Source organism: Shewanella sp. KJ2020, assembly GCF_024197625.1.
In the GTDB taxonomy this organism is placed as follows: domain Bacteria; phylum Pseudomonadota; class Gammaproteobacteria; order Enterobacterales; family Shewanellaceae; genus Shewanella.
Genome location: NZ_JAKUKD010000032.1, coordinates 190,636 through 213,676, shown reverse-complemented (window position 1 = coordinate 213,676; position 23,041 = coordinate 190,636). Strand labels below are relative to the sequence as shown.

19 protein-coding genes are annotated in these 23,041 nt (G+C 43.3%); 3 read left to right on the top strand and 16 right to left on the bottom strand.

The genetic code is table 11. The annotated features are described in order from the left end of the window. Window position 1: 1 nt before the first annotated feature. The 8 genes from rfbA to rfaH all read right to left on the bottom strand — a co-directional run bounded on the left by rfbA (window position 2) and on the right by rfaH (window position 11,033). Window positions 2-919, bottom strand: a complete 918-nt coding sequence (gene rfbA / locus MJO46_RS18885; RefSeq protein WP_253990649.1) for a glucose-1-phosphate thymidylyltransferase RfbA — start codon at window positions 917-919, stop codon at window positions 2-4. A gap of 159 nt (window positions 920-1,078) precedes the next feature. Then, complete coding sequence (locus tag MJO46_RS18880) at window positions 1,079-1,288, bottom strand: four helix bundle protein (RefSeq protein WP_253990648.1); 210 nt, start codon at window positions 1,286-1,288, stop codon at window positions 1,079-1,081. A 73-nt stretch (window positions 1,289-1,361) separates the two neighbouring features. Next, on the bottom strand, window positions 1,362-2,492 hold the full coding sequence (locus MJO46_RS18875) for a dTDP-glucose 4,6-dehydratase (RefSeq protein WP_253990754.1): 1,131 nt from the start codon (window positions 2,490-2,492) through the stop codon (window positions 1,362-1,364). Beyond that, on the bottom strand, window positions 2,489-3,736 hold the full coding sequence (locus MJO46_RS18870; RefSeq protein WP_301542047.1) for an O-antigen translocase: 1,248 nt from the start codon (window positions 3,734-3,736) through the stop codon (window positions 2,489-2,491). Before MJO46_RS18870 ends, MJO46_RS18875 begins: the two co-directional genes overlap by 4 nt. 9 nt (window positions 3,737-3,745) lie before the next feature. After that, complete coding sequence (wecB, locus tag MJO46_RS18865; protein WP_253990646.1) at window positions 3,746-4,870, bottom strand: non-hydrolyzing UDP-N-acetylglucosamine 2-epimerase; 1,125 nt, start codon at window positions 4,868-4,870, stop codon at window positions 3,746-3,748. A gap of 258 nt (window positions 4,871-5,128) precedes the next feature. Further along, window positions 5,129-6,097 (bottom strand): Wzz/FepE/Etk N-terminal domain-containing protein, encoded by a 969-nt coding sequence (locus MJO46_RS18860; RefSeq protein WP_253990645.1) that lies wholly within the window; start codon window positions 6,095-6,097, stop codon window positions 5,129-5,131. A gap of 303 nt (window positions 6,098-6,400) precedes the next feature. After that, a complete protein-coding gene (locus MJO46_RS18855) occupies window positions 6,401-9,160 on the bottom strand; it encodes an SLBB domain-containing protein (RefSeq protein WP_253990644.1) in 2,760 nt (919 codons plus the stop codon). 1,372 nt (window positions 9,161-10,532) lie between these two features. After that, the gene (gene rfaH / locus MJO46_RS18850) at window positions 10,533-11,033 is read right to left on the bottom strand and encodes a transcription/translation regulatory transformer protein RfaH (RefSeq protein ID WP_253990643.1); all 501 of its coding nucleotides are present in this window, start codon (window positions 11,031-11,033) and stop codon (window positions 10,533-10,535) included. A gap of 472 nt (window positions 11,034-11,505) precedes the next feature. Between rfaH and MJO46_RS18845 the strand changes: the two genes are divergently transcribed. Beyond that, a complete protein-coding gene (locus MJO46_RS18845; protein ID WP_253990642.1) occupies window positions 11,506-12,975 on the top strand; it encodes a peptide MFS transporter in 1,470 nt (489 codons plus the stop codon). Between the two features lie 633 nt (window positions 12,976-13,608). Here the strand turns inward: MJO46_RS18845 and MJO46_RS18840 are convergent. Then, window positions 13,609-14,712 (bottom strand): response regulator, encoded by a 1,104-nt coding sequence (locus MJO46_RS18840; protein WP_253990641.1) that lies wholly within the window; start codon window positions 14,710-14,712, stop codon window positions 13,609-13,611. Window positions 14,713-14,833: 121 nt separating this feature from the next. After that, window positions 14,834-15,616, bottom strand: coding sequence for a VacJ family lipoprotein (locus MJO46_RS18835; protein WP_253990640.1), 783 nt, complete (start codon window positions 15,614-15,616; stop codon window positions 14,834-14,836). Window positions 15,617-15,838: 222 nt separating this feature from the next. On the opposite strand from MJO46_RS18835, the gene MJO46_RS18830 reads away from it, so the two are divergent. Together MJO46_RS18830 and MJO46_RS18825 are read left to right on the top strand one after the other, a co-directional pair. Then, complete coding sequence (locus MJO46_RS18830) at window positions 15,839-18,025, top strand: flagellar hook-length control protein FliK (RefSeq protein WP_253990639.1); 2,187 nt, start codon at window positions 15,839-15,841, stop codon at window positions 18,023-18,025. A 39-nt stretch (window positions 18,026-18,064) separates the two neighbouring features. Then, complete coding sequence (locus MJO46_RS18825) at window positions 18,065-18,373, top strand: EscU/YscU/HrcU family type III secretion system export apparatus switch protein (RefSeq protein WP_253990638.1); 309 nt, start codon at window positions 18,065-18,067, stop codon at window positions 18,371-18,373. A gap of 155 nt (window positions 18,374-18,528) precedes the next feature. On the opposite strand, the gene MJO46_RS18820 is transcribed toward MJO46_RS18825, so the two are convergent. The 6 genes from MJO46_RS18820 to MJO46_RS18795 form a co-directional block, all read right to left on the bottom strand. Continuing rightward, window positions 18,529-18,927: a DUF2802 domain-containing protein gene (locus tag MJO46_RS18820; RefSeq protein WP_198780500.1), complete on the bottom strand. Its 399-nt coding sequence runs from the start codon at window positions 18,925-18,927 to the stop codon at window positions 18,529-18,531. A gap of 160 nt (window positions 18,928-19,087) precedes the next feature. Then, window positions 19,088-19,582 carry a chemotaxis protein CheW gene (locus MJO46_RS18815; protein WP_198780501.1) on the bottom strand — a complete coding sequence of 165 codons (495 nt, stop codon included), beginning with the start codon at window positions 19,580-19,582 and terminating at the stop codon, window positions 19,088-19,090. A gap of 7 nt (window positions 19,583-19,589) precedes the next feature. Continuing rightward, window positions 19,590-20,561, bottom strand: coding sequence for a chemotaxis protein CheW (locus tag MJO46_RS18810; protein ID WP_253990637.1), 972 nt, complete (start codon window positions 20,559-20,561; stop codon window positions 19,590-19,592). Then, window positions 20,545-21,336, bottom strand: a complete 792-nt coding sequence (locus tag MJO46_RS18805; protein WP_253990636.1) for a ParA family protein — start codon at window positions 21,334-21,336, stop codon at window positions 20,545-20,547. Before MJO46_RS18805 ends, MJO46_RS18810 begins: the two co-directional genes overlap by 17 nt. Before the next feature lie 61 nt (window positions 21,337-21,397). After that, window positions 21,398-21,883, bottom strand: coding sequence for a membrane anchored protein in chemotaxis locus (locus MJO46_RS18800; protein ID WP_253990753.1), 486 nt, complete (start codon window positions 21,881-21,883; stop codon window positions 21,398-21,400). 13 nt (window positions 21,884-21,896) lie between these two features. Continuing rightward, the gene (locus MJO46_RS18795; protein WP_253990635.1) at window positions 21,897-23,024 is read right to left on the bottom strand and encodes a chemotaxis response regulator protein-glutamate methylesterase; all 1,128 of its coding nucleotides are present in this window, start codon (window positions 23,022-23,024) and stop codon (window positions 21,897-21,899) included. Window positions 23,025-23,041: the final 17 nt, after the last annotated feature.

Here is a 23,041-nt window from a genome sequence, read left to right as displayed (position 1 = left end):
GCTATCCCTTTTGTTTACCTAATAAATCAAACAAATATTGGCCATAACTATTTTTTGCCATCTGAGTAGCTGTTGCGAATATTTGTTTATCCGTCAACCAATTATTGCGCCATGCTATTTCTTCTAAGCAGGCAATTTTATAACCTTGTCTTTTTTCAATCGTTTCAACAAATGAAGCGGCTTCTAATAGACTTCCATAAGTACCGGTATCTAACCAAGCAAAACCACGCCCAAGTAACTCTACATCTAATTCACCCATTTCGAGGTAAGCTTGATTAATGCTGGTAATTTCTAATTCCCCACGAGCAGAAGGTTTGACATTTTGAGCTATTTTTACAACCCTATTATCGTAAAAATAAAGGCCTGTAACAGCAAAATTAGATTTCGGTTTTAGGGGTTTTTCTTCAATCGAAATAACTCTTTGGTCTTGATCGAATTCAACCACTCCGAAACGTTCAGGGTCGTTGACTTGATATCCAAATACTGATGCACCTGCTAACCTTCCGGTCGCTTTTTTGAGTATCGATGAAAAACCTTGGCCCCAAAAGATGTTATCCCCAAGCGCTAAACACACATTGTCATTACCGATAAAGTCTTCACCAATAATAAATGCTTGCGCTAGGCCATCAGGCGTTGCTTGAACTGCATATTGCAAATTGATACCAAAATCACAACCATCTCCAAGAAGACGTTGAAACGAAGATTGATCTTCGGGTGTTGTAATAATCAAAATATCACGGATCCCCGCCAACATAAGCACTGAAATGGGGTAGTAAATCATTGGCTTATCGTAGACTGGTAATAATTGCTTAGATACGCCTTTAGTAATGGGATACAAACGCGTACCAGAGCCACCAGCGAGGATAATACCTTTGGTATTGTGAGTTTTAAGTGTTGAGTTTTGAGTGTTTAATTCCATTTTTTACTTCTTTTGATTCTGCTGTGCAATTTTCACAATGATTGTAAGAATTTGAATTAGTTCTTCACTCTGAGCTAATAGAACTTTAGTGTGTTCATCTTGTGAGTTTAGAGAGTCCACTGCACATAGAAGACGCAACCAATAGTAAGTTTCCCTTGACTATTTACTAGCAATAGCCATTTTTGCAATAAAATCGGCGTGGCTTTGTGCAGCTTGAGCTTCATTGATATTAGCGCCAATTGATGTACCACTTCGCAACAATTGCTTAGAAAGCACATATTCCCTATACGTGTTTACTAAATACTGCTGTAATTTAAAAATGCAAATGGCGGACTGAAAAGCTTTGTCGAGAATATTATTTTCACTCATTTTTCGCGCCTAATTAGTAAGCAATATTAAATGCTGAGTGATTAATGCTTAGTGATACATTCACAACTCACCACTAAAGTGCGCCTAAGCGCTCACGCTGATAAGTCCCATCCTGTACATGCTTACACCAATCTTGGTTAGCTAAATACCACTCGACTGTTTTACGTAGACCAGTCTCGAACGTCTCTTGTGGCTGCCAATCAAGCTCTGTACTCATTTTGCTTGCGTCGATGGCATAACGGCGATCATGGCCTGGTCTATCGGCAACTTCAGTGATTAATGATGAATGCTGAGTGTTAAGTGGGTAACCACGCTCGTGCATTGGCGCGAGTTCATCCAAAATTGAACAGATGGTTTTGACAACTTCAATATTCTGTTTTTCGTTATGACCACCAATATTGTAGGTTTCGCCAATTTTGCCCTCAGTAACCACTTTGTATAGTGCGCGAGCATGGTCTTCGACATATAGCCAATCGCGGATCTGTTCGCCTTTACCATAAATTGGTAATGGCTTGCCTTCGAGTGCATTCAGAATGACCAATGGGATCAACTTTTCTGGAAAGTGGTATGGACCATAATTATTGGAACAGTTGGTCACAATCGTAGGTAAACCGTAAGTACGTAGCCATGCACGTACTAAATGATCGCTTGATGCTTTAGAGGCAGAATAAGGGCTGCTAGGCGCATAAGGCGTTACCTCGGTAAACAACGGCAATGTTGAGTGTTCAGAGTTGTTTAACTCATCATTCTCCATTGAGCATCCAACACTAATTTCATCTGGATGTGGCAAATCACCATACACTTCATCAGTTGAAATATGATGGAAACGAAATGCCGCTTTACCTTCAGCATCAAGTTGCATCCAATAATTGCGGGCTGCTTCAAGTAACATGTACGTGCCAACAATATTGGTTTGAATAAAATCAGCCGGGCCAGCAATTGAACGGTCAACATGGGACTCGGCCGCCAAATGCATTACCACATGGGGTTGGTGTTGTGAAAAGACTCTATCTAACTCAGCACGATCGCAAATATCCACTTGTTCGAAAATATATCGCTCACTTGCCTCTACGCTTACCAGAGATTCTAAATTACCTGCATAAGTCAGTTTATCAAGGTTAATTACACTATCTTCAGTATTTCTGATAATATGTCGAACAACTGCTGAACCAATAAAACCGGCACCGCCAGTAACAAGAATTATTTTTCCCAAAACAAGTACCTTAAAACAATAAGTAACATAAAAATAAATGATAAAAAATAGTTAAGAGCAAAAGCGTAGCTTAGTCCAACAAACCCGGAATGTGTTATAAAAAACATAGAAAACAGTACAGATGTAACTGAAAAAATAACTTCTGACAAAACAAATAACTTAGTCATAGCTTTTGCTAACAATACATAAACTAAAAGCCAAGTAAATATTTTAACCACATCACCTACCAATTGCCATTTAAATAATTCTAACATTGGCTCAAATTCAGCAGAGAATAGAATATTAACGATCAGATGCTTTGAATAGAAAATAGTCACCGCCAAAAATAAAACTAGCGGCAAAATTAACCGCCCCCCTCTCAAAAGCTCTAATTTAATGTCATCCTTATCCTTTAACTCTGAGATTCTCGGTAAAAAATACGTTGAGAGCATAGTTGTTATTACCATCAAGTACATCGAAGATATATATACCATAGCTTGCCAATAACCAGCGTAATCCCAGGATAAATGGCTTCCAATATAATTTCTAATAATGGTCGATGATATTGGATAACAAAGAGCAGAAACTAAGGCCATAAAAGAATAGCTCAATAATTTTTTTGAAACATTACGATTAAATCTTTCTGAAAAATTACTTATTATAATTTCTTTGTGACCTTTCAACTTAAACAAAATAATTACAAAGACTATAGCTTGGTTAGTTACTAAAGAAATCAACGCACCATCTATACCAAAAAACAAAATAAGTGTCCCAGTAAACAGCAGACTACTTAAACTTTGCATTATATTTATTTGGATGAATAAGCTTATTTCTTTCAAACCATTAATTATAGATAATAACAATTGATTTACTGAAAAAAACACTAAAGTCAATCCAAAAACGATAAAGACATAGCTATAATCAAGAGAAGAGAATAAGTATGATGATATATTCTCAGAAAAAAATAACAAAAAAACACTTGTAACAGAAGAACAAATTAAAGTTAATCTTAAAGATGTGCCCCACAATTTTTTTTTGCTATCTAAATCTTCTCCATATTCTGAAGTATACTTAATCACACCATTGTTAATTCCTGCACTAGAAAAACTATTAGCTAATAACGTTGCATTTTGAAATTGACCAATCACTGCCAAACCTGTAGGCCCAATAAATAAAGCTACAAACTTATTTATAATCAAATTTACAAGCATTTTTATCGCCGTAGCAATAAAACTAAGTATTGAAGTTTTAACCAAATTCAAAATTTATTTTCTCAATGCATTCATAATATTATTACAAGCCAACCCATCTCCATATGGGTTATGAGCAAAACTCATTTTTTTGTAAGACTCTTCATCAGTTAACAATATATTAATACTATCCACAATAATAGCAACATCTGTCCCAACTAACTTTACTGTTCCAGCCTCAACAGCCTCAGGTCGTTCTGTGGTGTCTCGCATCACCAACACAGGCTTACCCAGTGACGGTGCTTCTTCTTGGATGCCACCAGAATCAGTTAAAATAATAAAGCTTCGCATCATTAAATAAATAAAGGGTAAATATTCCTGTGGCTCAATCAAAATAATGTTTTCGATACAACCTAAAATGCGGTTAACCGGTTCACGCACATTAGGGTTTAAGTGCATTGGATAAAGAATTTGTACATTAGGATTTGCTTTTGCTGTAATTGCTAAGGCTTCACAAATTCGCTCAAAACCGCCGCCAAAGCTTTCACGGCGATGACCAGTTACTAAAATAAGTTTTTTATTCTCTTCCAAAAAAGGAAACTGTGCTGCAAGACTATCCTTAAGATCATTATCTTGCTCAATTTTAGCTTTAACCATTAATAATGCGTCTATTACAGTATTACCTGTAACGACTACATTTGCTTCAGCATAGTTTTCTTTTAACAAGTTATCTTTAGAAGTTTTTGTCGGGGCAAAATGATATGTTGCTAAAGCGCCCGTTAATTTTCTATTTGCTTCTTCTGGCCAAGGAGAATAAATATTACCCGTACGTAAACCAGCTTCAACATGGCCGACTGCTATTTGTTCGTAATAGGCGGCGAGACTTGAAGCAAAAGTTGTGGCGGTATCACCATGAACTAGGACAACATCAGGTTTAAATTCTTGCAGAACCGGTTTTAACTCAAGCAGAATACGCGAGGTAATATCGTTAAGCGTTTGACCAGCTTTCATTAGATTCAAATCATAATCAGGAGTGATTTCAAATAACGATAACACTTGATCTAACATTTCACGATGCTGAGCAGTTACGCAGACCTTAGCTTCAAAGCGATCATCCGAGGCTAATGCGTGTACCAATGGCGCCATTTTAATCGCTTCTGGTCGTGTACCAAAAACTGTAAGCACTTTCTTTTTCGTCATTACTTAAGACCTAATTTAGAACAATTTCTAAAAAAGAAATTGAAGTATTACACATTTTCATCTCAGACTTCCAAACCAAACTGAGACACTTTTTATCTATTTTGAGACAGCTACATCTTCGCTATCCCTTGTAAAATCAAGGTTTTACTGCTTTTCTTCAAACTGTCCCAATAGGCCAACCCTAGAACCAAATTCCTGAGAACTGGATCCTCGCGTTCGCGAGGATAACGGATTGCAGAAGGTTCTAGGACCTAGATTCTAGTTTTGCTCTTTTCTCATAAAATGTCTTACTAAAACTATCATCACGCCGAGCATGCCGCCAAGCATAGTACCTAATACACAAATTAATGCACGTTTGGGTTTAGCCTTTTCTTCAGGCGCTAATGCGGGATCGATGGTTTTAAATACGTATTCATCGCGAACTTCGGCAAACATAATAGTTTTAGCTTGTTCTTCAATCAGTTTGTAAAGTACTGTTTTAATATCGGCAACATTAGTTAGAGCTATTTGTTTATTTAAAAACTCAGTACTGCGGTGCGCTTCAGCAACATCGCGATCCTTCATCACTTTATTAATATCTTGAATTAACCAGGTAACCCATTGCTGCGCGACTGTTGGGGATAAATGCTCTACCGATAAGGTTACCATACCAGTATCTTTCGCTTTATTAACAACGATCATTTTACTAAAGACTTTATAGGCCTCTTGCATCGACGGCTCAGGTTTAAATGGCGCTTTAACTTCACGCATCCAGGTATTGGTTTGCTCGTTGTAAAGCTCAGGATCATAGATAATTTTATCTGCATCCCTGTCCCATTTCTCTGCCGCCATTAAATCAGCAAGGATAGTGTGCTTTTGAATAAACTCGCTAGTAAACTGGCGCGACTTTAATACCTCAATTGCCAATTCGGTTTTATCTGTGCCGCCTTTGCCACCAAGATTAACTCCCGCAAGGCTAGCTAAACCACCAAATTGAGATGCCAAAGCACTCAAGCCACCACCTTGTTCCTCGGATGCTGGTGCTAGCAGGGCCTCAGATTTGTAGATATTGGGCTGTTTGATGGCAAATACCACTGCACCAACTGTAAATAGGAGCGTAATTGCCAAAATGCTCCATTTACCGCGCCAGATAACAGCAAAAAGCTCTCTCAAATCAATCTCATCTTCGCTTGTAGTTTGAGAGAATCTTATATCCTTAAACTCTTGTGGCATGTTTTGGTTATTCATTACTTTATCTTTTGATTTGATTGAGTGCTGAGAGCGCTTTGCTTCTAGGATGCTTCGCGGCTAGAACGCTTCTATAAAGGTAAAGCTAAAAGCTAAGAAAAGAGCGTCGCTCGATAACTGCTCCTGCACTCTTGCTAATTAAAGCATTCTACCTTCTGCATCTGACCACCATGGAGGGTGGAAATGTCATATTTTGTATGGAACAAAATTGACCATGCAGTCGTTCGCTCATTCTAAAGTCTAGATTTTAGAGTGAGCTTGCGAGCGTCCTAGCAGTTGCGAAAACGCCTTAGATTCTTCGTTTTATAGGCCCGCGATGGCTGAGATTGCGACTGCGGTATTATAGATAATGCCAGTGACTTGCGACCAAAGGGTTAGATTATCTGTGTATTCGGTATCTAACGGAACAATCACTGTATCACCCGGTTGCAATTGATCTCCACTGCTAAACCAGCTCGAATTACTCAGCATTGACACTGAACCATTAGCTTGGATCACATAGGTACGATCTGCATCAGCTCGCTCCCTTGCTCCACCCGACATGGCTAGATACTGATCGAGTGTCAAGCCTTCCTTATATCTGTGCGTGGCCGGATGTTGCACTTCGCCCATTACCGCGATGGTTTGCTTAGTGGAAGGCACATATAAAATATCAGCATCTTCAAGCTGGAGATCGGCCTGTTTAATTCCGAGTGATATTGCGGGTAAATCGACCACTAAACGCCCAACGGCTTTGATATTTTCTAGATCTGCCAACATTAACTGGGCATCGGAGTAATTCACCACAGTGCCATCTTTGGATATACCACGGGTGGCAATATCACGACGCAGTTGATCGGCAAGCTTTTTAATTTCAATCTGTTCCTGCTGACGCACAGACTCACGCACAAATACCGCTGACGGCAAAGATGCATAGTCAGTGAAGCCGCCGACACGGGTAATTAAATCGCTTAGTGTTTCACCTCGACGAATACTATAGCGACCAGGGAATTTCACTTCACCACGGATTTCAACGACTTTACTTTCTTGCCAATCTGGCGTTGTCATCACTGTGAGTATATCTCTACCCACTAAACGCGCATTAGCCGTTTCATCCCCTTGCAGTGCTAACTCCAGATCAAGATTACGGTGCTCAACTTTTGAGCCCTCATTATCTGTCACTGTTGAGGTTAATTCCGCCCTAACAGTATAAGCGCCTTCTTTTAAGCCCCCTGCAGCGGTAACTAAATCGGATACTCTCCCACCGACAGACAAAGGATAAGCACCGGGTAATTTCACTTGACCATCGATGGCCACAATTTGGGTGCCTTTGCCTGCGCGGCCTTGGTTATTGAGTTTAACCATCACAGGATAGAGCAACTCTTGGCGACGCATCTGGTCGCTTAATTTAATTAGCTCGTTATCTTCAAAGAGATTTGCCAGCATTTTGCTGACCACCCCTTTAACAACTGTGGCTTGCTCATTTTTAGGAGCGTCATTCACCACGACACCGGCAATTTGAGCGCGTTTGCTAAGTTTGACATTTTCAAGCTGGACAAAGCCAGTATTGAATAAGTCAGAACCCGATAGACTTTCGCTATTGAGCGAAGTGACTTTAGCCACTCGCTGCTGTACCAATTTATTTAGTTCGTAACGGTTTTGCTCATCATCTGAGTAATTAAAAATGATAATTTTGTCACGCGGGTTTAAGGCTAAGTTTTGTTTACTATCCTTAGTGCCAATCGCCTTACCTGGTGCGAATTGATAGACCTCAATATCGCCGTATTGATTTACTTCTCGCACTAACAGACCGTAGTCCAAGTCAGCGGATATGGCTAAATCACCCCATAATGAAGGCAAAATATCACTGATCTTTTGGCCTCCAACCCACTGATATTTACCTGGGCGAACAACGGCACCAACAACGGTAACTGCACTTTCATACTGCTCTGATGCACTTTTTACGCGAATAACATCACCAGCCTTAGCGGGCGTCATTTTGCCCTGTTCAGAGGTGAGATCCACATTCACGATAGTTTTTAATGACTTACTATTATAACGCTCGACTGAACTGCTTTTTGGGTAGGCGCCTGGATTTAATCCTGCTGCCATAGCGATGACATCCGCCATGGTTTCATTTTTCTTCAATTCGTAGATAGCTGGGCGTCTTACCTCACCCGATACGCTGACCAAACCACCAATAGAGGGGATAAAGACAACGTCGCCAGAGTGTAGGCGTAGGTCACCCGATGCATCGCCTTTTAGCAATAAGTCATAGAGATCGAGCGTACCAACTAAGTTACCGTTGCGTTTTAACTGCACATTTCGCAGTGAGCCAATTTCATTGACACCACCGGCCACAAATAGAGCTTGGGTAATGGTCGATAAACTAGAAACAGTATAAGAGCCGGGTTTATAGGCATCACCAGCAACAAAAATGCGGATTGAGCGTAATTCACCCATGGTGATATTGGACTCAATACCGATCATCTGTTGTTGGATGCGTTGCGAAAGCGTGTCTCTAAGTTCTGAGAAACTCAACCCCATCACTGGGATCGGGCCTAGCTCAGGAAATTGGATCACACCTTCACGATTGATCACTAAATCGTATTCTTTGTTTTCTTTACCGTAGAGCTGAACTTTGATGTTATCACCTGGGCCAACTAAGTATTCTCCAGGCACGGGGACATCCGACACGGGTGCAAAAGTGCTCGGTTCGCCAGCAAACATTTCGTAGCCAAAGCGACGTAATTTTGAATTTGATGAATCAGCAGAAAAATCAAGCTCTGCTTTTTCTTTTTGTTCTGTCGATGCATTTATCGGCGTGACATCACGGGATGTAACCACTTCAGGATTAACAACTTGTTGCTGAGTTTGGCTACCCGAAATAATACTAGGGTCAATCCCATATTGCCTTGCTAACCGCTGTTGCTCAGCCTTAGGTAACTGCTTAAATTGCTCGATCATCTGCGGAGAGGGCGTAACGGCTTGCGCCTGAGCGCCCATCAATATAGTGGCACTCATGCCAACTAATATTACGGCTCTTGGAACCGCTTTGATGTATTTTTTGACTTGTTGTAACACCAGATATCTCCGATTGGATTGAAAATGTAAAATTGTTGAAAGCAGAGCGTCACTACGCGACTTCTAGGTTCTAGGTTCTAGGTTCTAGGTTCTAGGTTCTAGGTTCTAGGTTCTAGGTTCTAGGTTCTAGGTTCTAGGTTCTAGGTTCTAGGTTCTAGGTTCTAGGTTCTAGGTTCTAGGTTCTAGGTTCTAGCAGCGAAGCATAATCGCAGTTGCGCAGTAATGTTCTAGATGACAGAATGCTGCGCTTACCAAAAAAGTTGAGCGCTTTCACTTTAACGTTGTCATCCTCGCTTTTAAGCCGTCATCCTCGCGCTCGCGAACGCGGGGATCCAACTCTTGGGCTTTAAGTCACTACGCTTTAAACCAGCAAAAGACATTACTATGGATTCCCGCGTCGATAACTGCTCCTGCACTCTTTCTAATCAAAGAGTTCAACCTCCTGCATCTGACCACGATGGAGGGTGGAAATGTCATATTTTATATGGAACAAAATTGACCATGCAGTCGTTGCCGGGAATAGCAAAGAAATTTAGGACAAGAAGGAGAAAAGCGGCTTCGCCCTAGATTCTAGCAGCTGCGCTTTTTGCAGTGTCCTAGAGCCACGCAGTGGCGTTCTAGCAGGCCGAAGGCGTCCTTTCTTAGGTTTCAGACACGCTACCGATCCGCGTGGCGGGCGAGACGCCCTTCGGCGTCCGCTAAAAGACAGAAACTTTTCTGTCTTTTACCTTTCAGACACGCTACCGCCCATAGATTGCGGCCTCTAAATTGCCCTTCGCAACGCGAAAATCCATATTATTCAATGTGATATAAAAAATTAAATCTAGTACCTTAATTTGTTAAGAGTCCTAGTATCCTATTTATCTTGTGTATCTACATTGTGTTTCTAAACTTGCTTACGGCGGTAGGTCTGCGCTAAAGCTGACCATATTTCATACCGCACACCTTCAGCTTTTATCAGCTTTAAGTGACCATTTAAACGCCAAGTGGCTATGGCAACACTATCGTATTGGCTAATATTGGCAACCTATCTTAAATCCCTTGCTTACATCCCTTACTGCTGCATCACAGTAAAACTTTAGTTGCACAAAGAGATTTTAGCCGCAAAAAATCAATTTGCGGGATTCTACTGTAAACGACTTACATCGGCTGATTGATTTGTGCGCTAACACAAGCCACATAGTTCAAATTCCAACCAAATAAAAGTAACAAAAAATATTTATCAAAAATAAAACATATAATTCATTGAAAATCAAAAACTTAATCTAATGATTGATTTTCAAAAAACAAACACTTTTTATACTGCTATAGTCAATGTCTTACAAGCTACTAAGCATTATTCTTACTAAAACGCTTGAACTACAACATAAACTTAAATTCGTTCAACAGATTGCTCTGGAACAGTTAAGGTATTGACCTGTCCCATGATATTGAATAAAACATGGCAACGTTTATTTGGGCATTTTTCTTGAAAAATACCTTCTAAATCAACAAATGGGCCATCTTTAAAACGAATTTTTTCCCCCGTTTTTAGCTCTGGTTCATCGGCTAAAACAGTTTGGGAGGGCGTTAATTCTTTCATGCGAATGGCGTGAATAATGCGGTCGTCAATGGGGGTCATTTTTTCTTGGCAATTGACGATACGATTCACACCACGGGTAGAATGGACCTGCTTGACGCTTGTCTGGCTTGGGTCAAAATTGATGAACAGATAATTTGGGAATAGTGGTACGCGACAGATCCGTTTCTGACCACGTTGAGATTTCTCTTCAGAGACCATGGGTAAATAGGTTTCTAAATTTTGAAGTGCTAAGTTCTGTTGTGCCCTCGCTTCACTACGAGGTTTACAATACAAAAGGTACCATGCCTTCATCTACTGCTCTCACTACCCTATGTTAGGTGACGTCCATTCACGGGTCGCAATCATAGCAAAGTTGTTAAGATGGATGGAAGCAGTTTTTTGCTTCTTCGGCTTTGCTGAACGGTATGCAAGCAACTGCCAGATATATTAGCAAAATCAGCACTAATCGGTACTCGCAACTAATCGCTGATAATGTCGCCAGTTGGCAAGCCAAAATTGACTTTAGCTACTTTTAAGGGGTATATAAGGTGGGATTTTAGCGAAAATATTCAAATTAACGCCTAAAATATTACTTTTATTATAAAAACGTAACAATAACTCATACGTAACCTGCAGTAATACAACAATTTTATCCTGATTTTCTCGTTTAGGATAAACCTTGTTACTCAGGGCGAATATGGGATAAGCAACAACCATTTTTCTGTGGCGACATCATCCTGTTTCAGGGGCCCACAGGCAATCACGAGCTTAAGGTGGAAACTTCATGAACGTAGCAAAACCACAAGGGACAATGCTTGGGCATCCCAAAGGATTGTTCCTGCTATTTACAACAGAGCTATGGGAACGTTTTAGTTATTATGCAATGCGCGCCATTTTGGTGCTGTATTTAGTCGATAAAGTACAAAGTGAAGGCGGCCATGGCCTTGGATGGTCTGAGGCCGATGCTATTTCTTTATATGGTACATTTACTGGTCTTGTGTATCTTACGCCGCTGTTAGGTGGTTGGTTGGCTGATACCTTTTTGGGCCAGCGCCGTGCCATTATGATTGGCGGTACCTTAATGGCCGCAGGACAATTTATTTTAGGCACACCCCATACGTGGGTTGCGGGCATGTCCACTGAAGTATTTTATGTTGGCCTAGGTATTTTAATCCTTGGTAACGGCTTGTTTAAGCCAAATATTTCTACCATGGTTGGCGATCTTTACGAAGAAGGCGACCATCGCCGTGACGGTGCATTCACCATTTTCTATATGGGTATTAACGTTGGTGCTTTCCTTTCTGGCATTATCGTCGGTTCAGTAGTTGCTGCCTATGATGGCAATTTCCAGGCCGGCTTTATCTGTGCTGGTATTGGTATGATCCTGTCACTCATTATCCAGCTTGTATTTGCCCAGAAATTACTTGGCAATATCGGCCGAGTTCCAGCTGCAAGACTGGAGCGCGAAAAGGCGGCTGAAAAAGGCGAAGTTCGTAAAGAACCTCTGACAAAAGTGGAACGTGACCGTATCAAGGTCATTATGGTAATGGGTTTATTCACTATCATTTTCTGGGCAGGCTTTGAACAAGCTGGCGGCCTGATGAACCTATTCACCAACAATTTTACCGATCGAATGATTGGTGACTGGGAAGTGCCTACCACTTGGTTCCAATCTTTAAACGCAATGTTTATCGTGATTTTTGCCCCAGTTGTCGCGTCTATTTGGGTTCGCTTAGGTAAGAATGAACCAAACTCCCCCGTGAAGTTTGCCTTAGGTTTAGTCTTACTGGCTGTTGGCTTCTTATTTATGATTGGTGCCGTTGTCGAAATGGGCGGCGATGCATCAGCTAAATCAAGCATGTGGTGGTTAGTTGGCGCTTATTTCTTCCATACTATGGGCGAGCTGTGTTTATCACCTATTGGTTTATCTATGGTGACCAAACTCGCACCGCTGCGTATTGCATCGTTAATGATGGGCGCTTGGTTCCTATTCGTTGCCGCCGCTAACAAGATCGGTGGCGTTGTTGGTTCATTTATCGGCCATGGTGGCGAGGTAGAGGAACAGCTGGCTAATGCGATGGCGATTTTCTCAGGTATTGCGATTACTGCCGCACTGTCTGGCGTTATTCTGTACTTTATGGCGGATAAACTGGTTGATTGGATGCACGGTGCAGAAACTAAACATCACTCTGAAGCTGAAGCGTTAGAAGATGAAATTGCCGTCACTGGCGAGCACGAAGCAATTAAGAGATAAAGTAGAGCGTCACTAGGTTCTAGAGTCTAGGACGCTGCGCTGCTAGAGGGGGCTTCGCCCTGCTAGATAAAAGTAGAGCGTCGCTTCTCTCCTTCTAGATTCTAGAGCCACGTAGTAGCGCCCAGATTCTACACTGCTAATAATCTAAGATTGCGATCACAAAACGCTGCCATAAATGCAGCGTTTTTTGTTTTGTCCTAGTGCTCTGCCCTTCATGCTTATTACCCATCATCCTCGCAAATGCACAGCTTCGCCATAGATGACAGAACACTTAGTTTACGGTTGACGAAACGCTGCGCTTACAGAAAAGACGAAGAATTCAGCTCTTACACTGTCATACTCACGCACGCAGGAATAACAAAAGGAATTGGAATCGCAAACACTCTTCCCCATCGGAACGAAGCCCGTTCCGTTATCGGTGAGTCACGCAGTGACGTTCCATAGCCGCAAAGCGGCACGCTCAGAAGCTAGAGCGCCTCACTACTAGAGCCTAGAGCCACCTAGTGGCGTTCTAGAGCGAGCTTACGAGCGTTAGCAGCGCTTTTTGCAGCGCCCTAGCAGTTGCGAAGCAACGCCCTAGATTCTTCTTGCAGTGTCCTAGCAGGCCGAAGAGACCGTCCTCGCTTTAGCTTTCTATAAACTTAACTGCATAAATCCGCCTGCGGGGATAGTGGGATCATAAACCAAACCCTTAAATTTATTCTCCAATAGATACTGTTTATGCTGCACGTCACTGGTGGCAATACAGAGTTGTTCTTGTGGCAAGATAGTGCGGAATTGCATACTGGGTTTACCCCAATCGAGCATCCCCAGTTGTAAGCTATCCGAAAGGGCTAAAGGACTTAAACCTTCATCATTGCGTAAATAGCATCGCAGCCCCTTACCGGCTTGGGCAATGGCGGCGCGATACTTAGTCAATTCGATGGAGACATAGATGATATCGACTGTGATATCGAGTCCTGACTTCACCAGTCGCTCATTGAGGTAACTCAACATATTAAATGGCTCAATAATGGTTTGACTTTGGCCACTACGGTAGTTTTTAAGCTTTTGATTAACAAAACTTCTTAATAATACACAAGCAAAGGCGGCGCGATTATCCTCAGGATAAAGATGCGCCATATACATGATCAAGTGCTCGCTGCCCACCATAGTGGAGTCAATAAAATAGCTACTGATATCGCTATTTTTAAATAGACTGTAATCCACCTTAGCCGTTGGATAACTGATATTGGATGCGGGAAATAGCTGTTGCTGAACTTGCTTCGCGGCTTCGACACTTTGTTCTAATAGCGCTAAGTTATCGTTTAGCTCTTGGTGGGACAAGGCATCAAAATCCACCCACATGGGATCATCGTTGTGGGTACGTTGTAAACCTTGACGAATGGATTGCTCAATAATAAACAAATCGGGGACGGGTTTAACCAAGTAATCACATGCGCCAATGCGTAATGCCTCAACGACATCCGCCATAACATTATTGCCCGATATCACAATGGCATGGACCAAAGGCTCAAGCTTAACCATTTCCTTAAGCATATCGAGCCCGCCCAGTTTGGGCATGCTTAAATCGGCTAAAACAATATCGAAACGTTGTTGCTTAAAAATGCTCAGCCCCTGCTCACCATCACAGGCTTGTACAACTTCGGCACCTCGCCCACTGAGAAACGTGGCGACAATTTGCCGAAACACAGGATCATCCTCGACCCAAAGAATTGACACACCATTTAACGCCATAAAGATTCCCGAATAAAATTCATTGCGGCGGCAATAACTCAATCATGACATCGGAAGAATCATTCAATACGGCAAGATCTTGACTGCTAAAAATGCTGGCAGCCAAGTACAGCGCATAGGTTTACTCAAGTTCCTGCATGTATTGATCGAGCAACTCATCATCATCTTGTTTTTGTGGAACATCACCATCATAGACCTTATAGTCCATATGCTGTATGTACGCATCTTTCACAAAGGTATAGGGATCAAGCGCATTATCGACAAGCCTTTCCTGATCAATTGCGGTTGCTCTAGCGTGAAGACTTTTTAGCCCCCATTTTACGACGGCTTGCCATACTGTTAGCTCTGATAGTGGAAAGTATAGACCATCCACCCAATCTGACGCGAGTTCTCGAACAACGTAGGGGCCCGCAAAAGGCGCCATAAAATACGGGCCATTAGGTACGCCATAGTAACCTAAGACTTCGTTAAAATCGTCCTGCTTGCGCGGCAGTCCCATCATATCTGCGACATCAATGACCCCTAACAGCCCGACCGTGGTATTGATCGTAAAACGGCCACCCGCATTAGCGGCCCAGCCCCACTTACCTTGCAAAGCGTTATTGACTAAGCTGCTTGGCTCCTCCAGATTTTGGATAAAGTTATTTACCCCGGTCTTGGCTGGCATAGGGATATAGTCGTTGTAACCATGGGCAATCGGGCGGTAAATGTATCTATCCAAATATAAATAGTTGAAGTCCCACATTACGCGGTTAAACCCCTCAAAGGGATCCTGTGGGTCATTGTAGGTAATTTTTACAGCCGAGGGGGTCTCTGTGGTCGTATCGGGCGTAGAAACTTCTGCCCCATAAACATTGGGCAATAGCATTAATCCTAAAAGTAACCCTATCCATCTCAACTTCATATTGCTCTCTTAATAAATGTACTGCTTCGATATCGAGTTTTCGCTAAAGTGACTATGGATAAGTGACGATATAGAGATCATTCACTTAGTGGCATACTCTAGCATGACAGAGAAATTGTCATCGTTTTCACAAAGCGCATAAGCATACTTGGCAAAATATTTTGGTCAATTGTTAATTTTTCAAAATAATATGCCAAAGGATAAACTAGTAAAGGTCTTTGTATGGAGTCAATTCCACTTATCAATACAGTCAATGCGCCGCGGGCCACTTCGGTGACACAGGTGGATGCCTCTAATGTATCCTCACGCCCAATCCCTGCTGAAGTGCTTGTTTCAGCAGATGGCGATAGTATTATTCTAAACGGTACAGAATATAATTTAAAGCTCGTAAATACGCAGCAAAGGCAAGCTTTGATCACCGCTAGCCATTTTTTAGTCACTCAAACGGCTACAACTGCAACTCAGGCAGCAACAACACACGCCAATCGAACGGCTCAACTGCTTGCCTTAGGCACATCCCTGACATTAAAGCTGCCCGAAGCGATAACACAGTTAGCGCAGCAAAATGGGATAACCTTAGAGCAACTCTATGCGCTTGCGGGACGTCCCCAAGGCTACCCCCTTCCCAATGTTGTTGTTATCAATAAAGAATTTCAATTTGCAAATGGGACTGTCATTCAACAGGATCCGAAGACTCAACTTAGTGCGGGGGAGTATCAAGCGAAAATAGCCCTATCCCAGGGACGGCCCATTTTAGTACTGACCCCAATACTGAGCAAACTCGAAATTCTTATTGGCGCCCCAATAAATGAAACTCAGGTTCCCATAATTGATAAACAATCTGCCAATGTTGTTATTGCTAAAACTGAGCCTGCCCAAATCATTGCGACCTTCCTTCGAAAACTGGAAGGCCTTGTTCCCCAAACAGAAGGTGCTTCCACAACTGGCGTCATAGCGAAAACGACAACCGCAGGTGCATTATCTTCTGGTGCTGCGGTAGCGCAATCAATAGCGACAAACCTTTCCGGACCAAATCTAGACTCGACATCAGCCACTGCCAAGGGTAGCCTAAATCTAGGGCAAATAAGTATAGATGCAGGGCAAGCGGGCCTGGCTAAATCAACACTAGGACTATTATCTGCGGGCACAGAACTCAAACTAACAACCCACAGTATCGATGGGAAAGCCGTGACGCCAGCCGATGCCGTATCAAACCATACTCTTACAACCAATTCTGTTTTAGCCAAGAGTGCCGCGCCTAACTTAACGCAGAACCCGGCTACCGCGGCATCACTTCAGGCGGGATTATTTCAAAACACTCCCCATCAAGAGATAGGAAGCAGCGCACCCGATAAAGCTCAACTTCAGCCAATAGCTCAAGCATCTGGAGCTCACTCAGCAAATCCTGCAACCTCAGTTAATTCAGCGTCAGTGCAATCCTTAGTGCCACAAATGGCAAATGGCCTGACTCCCAAGTCGAGTGACCCAGCGGCACAACTTTCCCCATTGCAATTCTTAACTCCTTTAGAAGGACAAGTTAGTGAGCAGAAGAGAAATAAGTCAGCTGAAGCGGGGATATCTGTTAATGAGGTTTTGCAAAAGGCCTTTAGTAAAACGGGGGCTTTACCCCTTGATCAGCTCACCCTACGCAATCATCTCAATTTAGCGGCTGAGCTGCTCAAACGTTTGCCACAATTAAGCCCCCAGCCCTTAAGTCAATTGAGCATTCCCGAGGCACTTAAAGCTGATCTTCTCGGGCTCGCTACACTTAATCTTGCAACGCCACAGCTTAATCAAGCGGCACTTTTTATGAATGCGAGTGCCATTAGCTCATTATTCCAATTGCTACTTGGCGTTAGGGCAAATAGCACGAATAATGTTGTCAGCCAGAAGCTGGCTAATTACCTCGAACAACTGCAAGCTAAAATAGGGCTTTCGACCAATCTACTCAACCAGCTCAGTAAGGCTGGCGGCCTCGAAACCATGGGGCAACTCGCCTCGAGTTTGCACCTTTACCAACAAGCGAGCAGTGAAACTAACGGTAATCTCGTATGGTATTTTGCACTGCCCTATGGAATAAATCAGCGCCATGAACAGCTCGAAGGAAAGTTTGAGCAAGATGCGGATCAGGATAAACAACAAAAACAGCAAGGCTGGCATTTACAGCTCAAGTTTAATCTGACACAGGGGCCGTTACTTATCAGTGCTCGCTGTCATCTGCAGACGTTAGACATTCAATTTAAAGGGAATAATCAACAGTTATTAAACAGGGTTGATAACTTTCTCCTGCCCTTAGGACAAAAGCTTTCACAAATTGGATTTACCCCAGGAGAACTCTCGACTCAAATAGCCCAAGTGCCAGCGACCTTACTCCCAGGCGACCACTTTCTTGTTAAAACAAAGGCATAGTTGGGTGAATCGTTGCAATAACAATCCGGACACTTTGATATGAATGAAGACAATAAAACCCGGCAGGCTGTCGCCTTAAGTTACGATGGCAAAAATGCCCCCAAAATTGTTGCCACTGGAGAGGGGCTTATCGCCGAAGAGATTATCACCCTTGCCAAGGCATCTGGCGTCTATATTCACCAAGATCCCCATCTGAGCCAATTCCTTAGCTTGTTGGAGCTGGGCGAAGAGATCCCAAAAGAACTGTATTTGCTTATCGCCGAGCTCATCGCTTTCGTCTATATGCTTGATGGTAAATTTCCCGAACAGTGGAATAATATGCATCAAAAGATTGTAGAAGAAGCTTAGGAGGGAAAAGCGGAGCAGACTCGGGCCCGCTAGGACGCTGCGCTTCTAGGATCTAGATTCTAGAGCGAGCTTGCGCGCATCCTAGAGCCACGAAGTGGCGTCCTAGTGCAACGCTTTTTGCTGCTTTCTAGCCGCAGAAGGCCGCCCTAGAATGACTATTTACGGTGTAGACGGATCAATAACTCAGCTTCCGCCTTAGGTAACTCACACTCTTTAATCAACTCATCGACCCCTGCCCCCAGGGCCACCATTTTCATCGCTCGAGTATAGAGTTTCGCCTGAGGGTCCTGCTGCGACGATTCCTCAATCCGCTCAGACTGTTGCTGTAGCCGCTTCTCAAGTTCAATCACGCGTCGGCCAACGCCTATGGTGCCACTGCGTAATTCCTGTAATTCCCGTTTAAAAGATTCACGCTGGCGGTCCCCTTCTTTGACTAAGACGGTTAACGCCTCGGCTTTATTGCGTAATTTACTCAACTGTTTCTGCAAATAGAGAACTAATCCTAAGCACGCAATAACATAGACTAACGCTGCGATTATAAATTCATCGCCCATCAAAAATCCTTATGCATCTCTATGATTGTCAAGATCCATCATGGAAAAGTGGTTCACAACCGTGTGGGTAGAATGCAAAACAAATCCCACTTTTCCATAGGTACACCGCAAATACTGAAAATATTGGTATTTGCAGTGTGGCACAGCGCCAACCGACACTTTATATCTGTGTTAGCTCGGCCCATTCTTCATCGGACAGCAACTTATCGAGGTCAACTAAAATCAGTAGCTCATTATCTCGGTTACTCACACCTTGAATAAACTTCGCACTTTCTTCAGTGCCGACATTTGGTGCGTTATCAATTTCAGAGCGGCGTAAATAAACCACTTCAGCAACACTATCGACTAAAATGCCGATGACTTGCTTTTCCGCTTCAATAATCACGATACGGGTCGAATCATCGACCTCAGCTGACTGCAGCCCAAAACGTGAACGTGTGTCGATAACCGTCACGACATTACCGCGTAAGTTAATGATACCCAAAACATAATGCGGAGCCCCTGGTACAGGAGCGATTTCGGTATAGCGCAGAACTTCCTGCACTTGCATCACATTTATACCGTAGGTTTCATTGTCTAGCTTAAAGGTAACCCATTGTAATACCGCATCATCTTTACTTGCAGCTACGGCTGCGACATTTCTTGTATCTTTCATGTTTACCTCAACCAATTGAGTCCTGACAACCTAAACCCGCATCAAGCATTTCAACTAAGGCTTGTACGTGCAAAATGCCACACATTTGTTCTTTTACGACACCAGCTAACCAAGGTCGTTTACCCGCTTTGCTACGCCAGTTTACTTGCGATTTATTAATTTTTACAGCATTGACTAAGGACTCACAAGTTAATCCCCAGTTACTGCCTTCTAACAATACAAGATATTGATAATTTACCGATTGCGCCAGTGTATCCGTGTATTTTTCTGGCATAACCCAGGCGCAGGTATCAACAATATTTAGCTGCTCTTCCCTGTGGGTTTGCACTCCTAAAAACCATGATGGACGACCAATAATATGATTGATCCGCTCCACTTTCACTATGCCACCCAGACTCACCAGCGGCACGGCTAAGGTGAGGCCCGCCACTTTAAAGAATAGTACTTGAAACTCATCATCGAGCACTTCCTGTAAATCTTTCGTAATACTGGGCGGTGCGATACCCACTTGAGTTTCTGGCGCCGTTATCGTATCGGCAATAGGAGGCTGATGCTGCGCAGCTGTCGATGCCAATGGAATGGTATCTTGAGCTAAATGAGCAGAACTCTCCTCCAGCGTAGCAACTTCTGGCACCTCAACGATTGGAGGTTCACTAAGAGGGTTGCTCTTAAATACTGGTGCAAGTAATTTCTCTAAGGCTTCTTTATTTACCTGAGGCGATAGTTCACTTAAAGGCGTGCTAAAGTGATGCTCTTTGCTCTTAGCAACTTGCACCTCGGCCGCAATAGTCACGCTTGCCTGAGGCTTGCTGCGGTTATGCTCAGCTAAGATGGCCTTATCGAGTAATTCAGCCTCATTGTCTTTAATACTCTTAAGTGAATGAGGTTTCTCCGCGTGAGAAATAGCAGGAGAGACATCATCTTCATGTAGCAATAATTCAAAAAAATCAAAAACAGTCTCATCAACCGATTTTGACATGGCCAAACTCCCCAGCTAATAAAAAATCTAACAATCTTTCGTAGGCTTTTACACCACGGCTACCACTTGCATAATGCGAAGCGGGTAAATGTGCCAAACTGGCATCTCTAAACTTAGTATCAACAGGGATCACATCCCGCCAAAGACTATCACCATATTGTTCACTGAGAACTTGCAGCGCCGCGGGAGACGCTTTAGTTCGCTTGTCGTACATGGTTGGCACAACGGTGTAGCTGTACCTCGTTTTTTTAGAGCGTCCCATAATCTCCATGGTTTTAACCATACGTTCTAACCCTTTAATGGCTAAAAACTCGGTTTGGACGGGAATGACAATATGCTGACTCGCCGCCAAAGCATTCACCATTAACACCCCTAAAACGGGCGGACAATCGACTATCGCCACATCGTATTCATCGGTAACCAGCGCAAGTAAATTACGAAGCACCAATCCCATCCCCTCTTGATGCCCTAGGGCACGGTCTAAGGTCGCTAATGCCATAGTCGCAGGCAGCAGATCGAGTCCATCGACTAAGGTGGGAACAACATGGGATAGAACAAGTTCTTTGGTTAAATCGCGATGGGCAAGAAAAACATCGAAGAGTGAACCAGGAACTTCTTCAGAATCTATTCCTAAGTAATAACCAAGCGAGGCATGGGGATCGGTGTCAATCATCAGCACACGCTTCCCCCGCTTAGTGAGCACGCCCGCTAAGCTGGCTACCGACGTGGTTTTACCCACACCGCCTTTTTGATTCGCTATCGTCCATACTTTCAAGAAGTGAGCCCTTAGTTAATCGAGTTATTCGCCAGCATTGACGCTGTCAGGATGGGATTGGCTAGTCGCCTTCCCGCGTTGTCACTCTTATACCGCCATTAGGTAAGCTGATAATTTTTACACCATCAGCATTCTCCGAGATAATCACAGGTACTGTACCAGTGCTGTTAATCGTATTAGATTGCTCGGGCATAAGCGGTGTCTGGGTTTGATTTTGCTCAGACGACTTATCCAACGATTTATCTAATAGCGGAGGAATATTATCTTCAGGTGCTGTTAACGTCTCAGGACCTAAGGTGACCGCTTTTTGCTCCCCCGGAGAAGCCAGTTTTAACATGGCTTTTGTTTGATCCGGATGGGAAGCAAGCCAAGTCGCAATCGCCTCGGCTTGTTCATCTGGTACCATGAGCAGCACCTGCGTAGACTCTAAGCGTTTGACTTCATCACGTAGCAGGTTAATTTTTCTATTATAATCAAGGCTCAACGCCCCAAGGCAAACAATAGCAATCCCCATTAGTACCATAATGAGCACAACATTAGTGCTCACGGGAGTCGTTACCTTAGCCACGCGCTGACTCTTTTAAAATGGATTCAGCCATATTGTCTAATGAAATAGACTGGGTCGCGATCCCCGCACTGGCAACCGCCTGCGGCATACCATAAACCACGCAACTGGCTTCATCCTGCGCCCAAATCGTCGCACCCGCAGATTTAAGCATACGCGCGCCTTCCCGCCCATCGGCGCCCATACCCGTTAAAACAACGGCAAGCACATCACCACCATAGGCCTTTGAGGCTGATGCAAATGTAATATCGACACAGGGCTTGTAATTCATTTCAGCACTGCCAGCGAGCACTTTAATGCGCCCACTCGAACCCGAGCGTTCTATCATCATCTGCATCCCACCGGGTGCAAGATATGCACAGCCTGGACGCAATAAATCGCCATTAACCGCTTCTTTGACTTCTATTTTACACAAACCATTTAAGCGATTAGCAAATGCCGGCGTAAATGCGGCGGGCATATGCTGAATAAGCAAAATAGGGTGTGGGTAATTAGCCGGAAACTGGGTCAGAATTTTTTGCAGCGCTACAGGTCCACCGGTCGATGTTCCAATCAACAATAACTTATATTGTTTTCCACTGGCACGAATCGAAGATGTCGTAGGTGTCCGCGCTGGCGCAGGTGTTGCTTGAGTGTGTGCGAGGGAGGATGAACCCAGTCCTGTGCTCACACTCGGGCGTGGCGCTGGTGTGGTAACCGCTGGGCGCGCTATCGGACGAAATATTCTGCGGCGGCCAAGGGCTTTAACCCTTTGCTGAAGCAAAAGAATGGCATCGTCTTTATTGGTCGCAATATCTTCAAAACGCTTAGGTAAAAAATCCAATGCTCCCGCATCAAGCGCATCTAAAGTTGCTTTAGCGCCGTCATGGGTTAATGAGGAAAACATTAAAATGGGAGCGGGACACTTTGCCATAATTTCACGGACGGCGGTAATACCGTCCATCACTGGCATTTCAATATCCATGGTAATGACTTGAGGATTAAGCTCAGCAGCCAACTTTACCGCTTCGGCCCCATTTGAGGCCGTGGCGATAACTTCCAGTTCAGGATCTTGATTGACTATTTCACTAACACGTCGTCTGAAAAAACTTGAGTCATCAACGACTAATACTTTAATGGCCATTCCATTCCTTAGCTTGG

Excerpts from the sequence above, each read along its gene's own strand:
- rfbA (WP_253990649.1), bottom strand. The coding sequence starts at position 919 with ATGGAATTAAACACTCAAAACTCAACACTTAAAACTCACAATACCAAA.
- MJO46_RS18880 (WP_253990648.1), bottom strand. The coding sequence starts at position 1,288 with ATGAGTGAAAATAATATTCTCGACAAAGCTTTTCAGTCCGCCATTTGC.
- wecB (WP_253990646.1), bottom strand. The coding sequence starts at position 4,870 with ATGACGAAAAAGAAAGTGCTTACAGTTTTTGGTACACGACCAGAAGCG.
- MJO46_RS18860 (WP_253990645.1), bottom strand. The coding sequence starts at position 6,097 with ATGAATAACCAAAACATGCCACAAGAGTTTAAGGATATAAGATTCTCT.
- rfaH (WP_253990643.1), bottom strand. The coding sequence starts at position 11,033 with ATGAAGGCATGGTACCTTTTGTATTGTAAACCTCGTAGTGAAGCGAGG.
- MJO46_RS18845 (WP_253990642.1), top strand. The coding sequence starts at position 11,506 with ATGAACGTAGCAAAACCACAAGGGACAATGCTTGGGCATCCCAAAGGA.
- MJO46_RS18840 (WP_253990641.1), bottom strand. The coding sequence starts at position 14,712 with ATGGCGTTAAATGGTGTGTCAATTCTTTGGGTCGAGGATGATCCTGTG.
- MJO46_RS18835 (WP_253990640.1), bottom strand. The coding sequence starts at position 15,616 with ATGAAGTTGAGATGGATAGGGTTACTTTTAGGATTAATGCTATTGCCC.
- MJO46_RS18830 (WP_253990639.1), top strand. The coding sequence starts at position 15,839 with ATGGAGTCAATTCCACTTATCAATACAGTCAATGCGCCGCGGGCCACT.
- MJO46_RS18825 (WP_253990638.1), top strand. The coding sequence starts at position 18,065 with ATGAATGAAGACAATAAAACCCGGCAGGCTGTCGCCTTAAGTTACGAT.
- MJO46_RS18820 (WP_198780500.1), bottom strand. The coding sequence starts at position 18,927 with ATGGGCGATGAATTTATAATCGCAGCGTTAGTCTATGTTATTGCGTGC.
- MJO46_RS18815 (WP_198780501.1), bottom strand. The coding sequence starts at position 19,582 with ATGAAAGATACAAGAAATGTCGCAGCCGTAGCTGCAAGTAAAGATGAT.
- MJO46_RS18810 (WP_253990637.1), bottom strand. The coding sequence starts at position 20,561 with ATGTCAAAATCGGTTGATGAGACTGTTTTTGATTTTTTTGAATTATTG.
- MJO46_RS18795 (WP_253990635.1), bottom strand. The coding sequence starts at position 23,024 with ATGGCCATTAAAGTATTAGTCGTTGATGACTCAAGTTTTTTCAGACGA.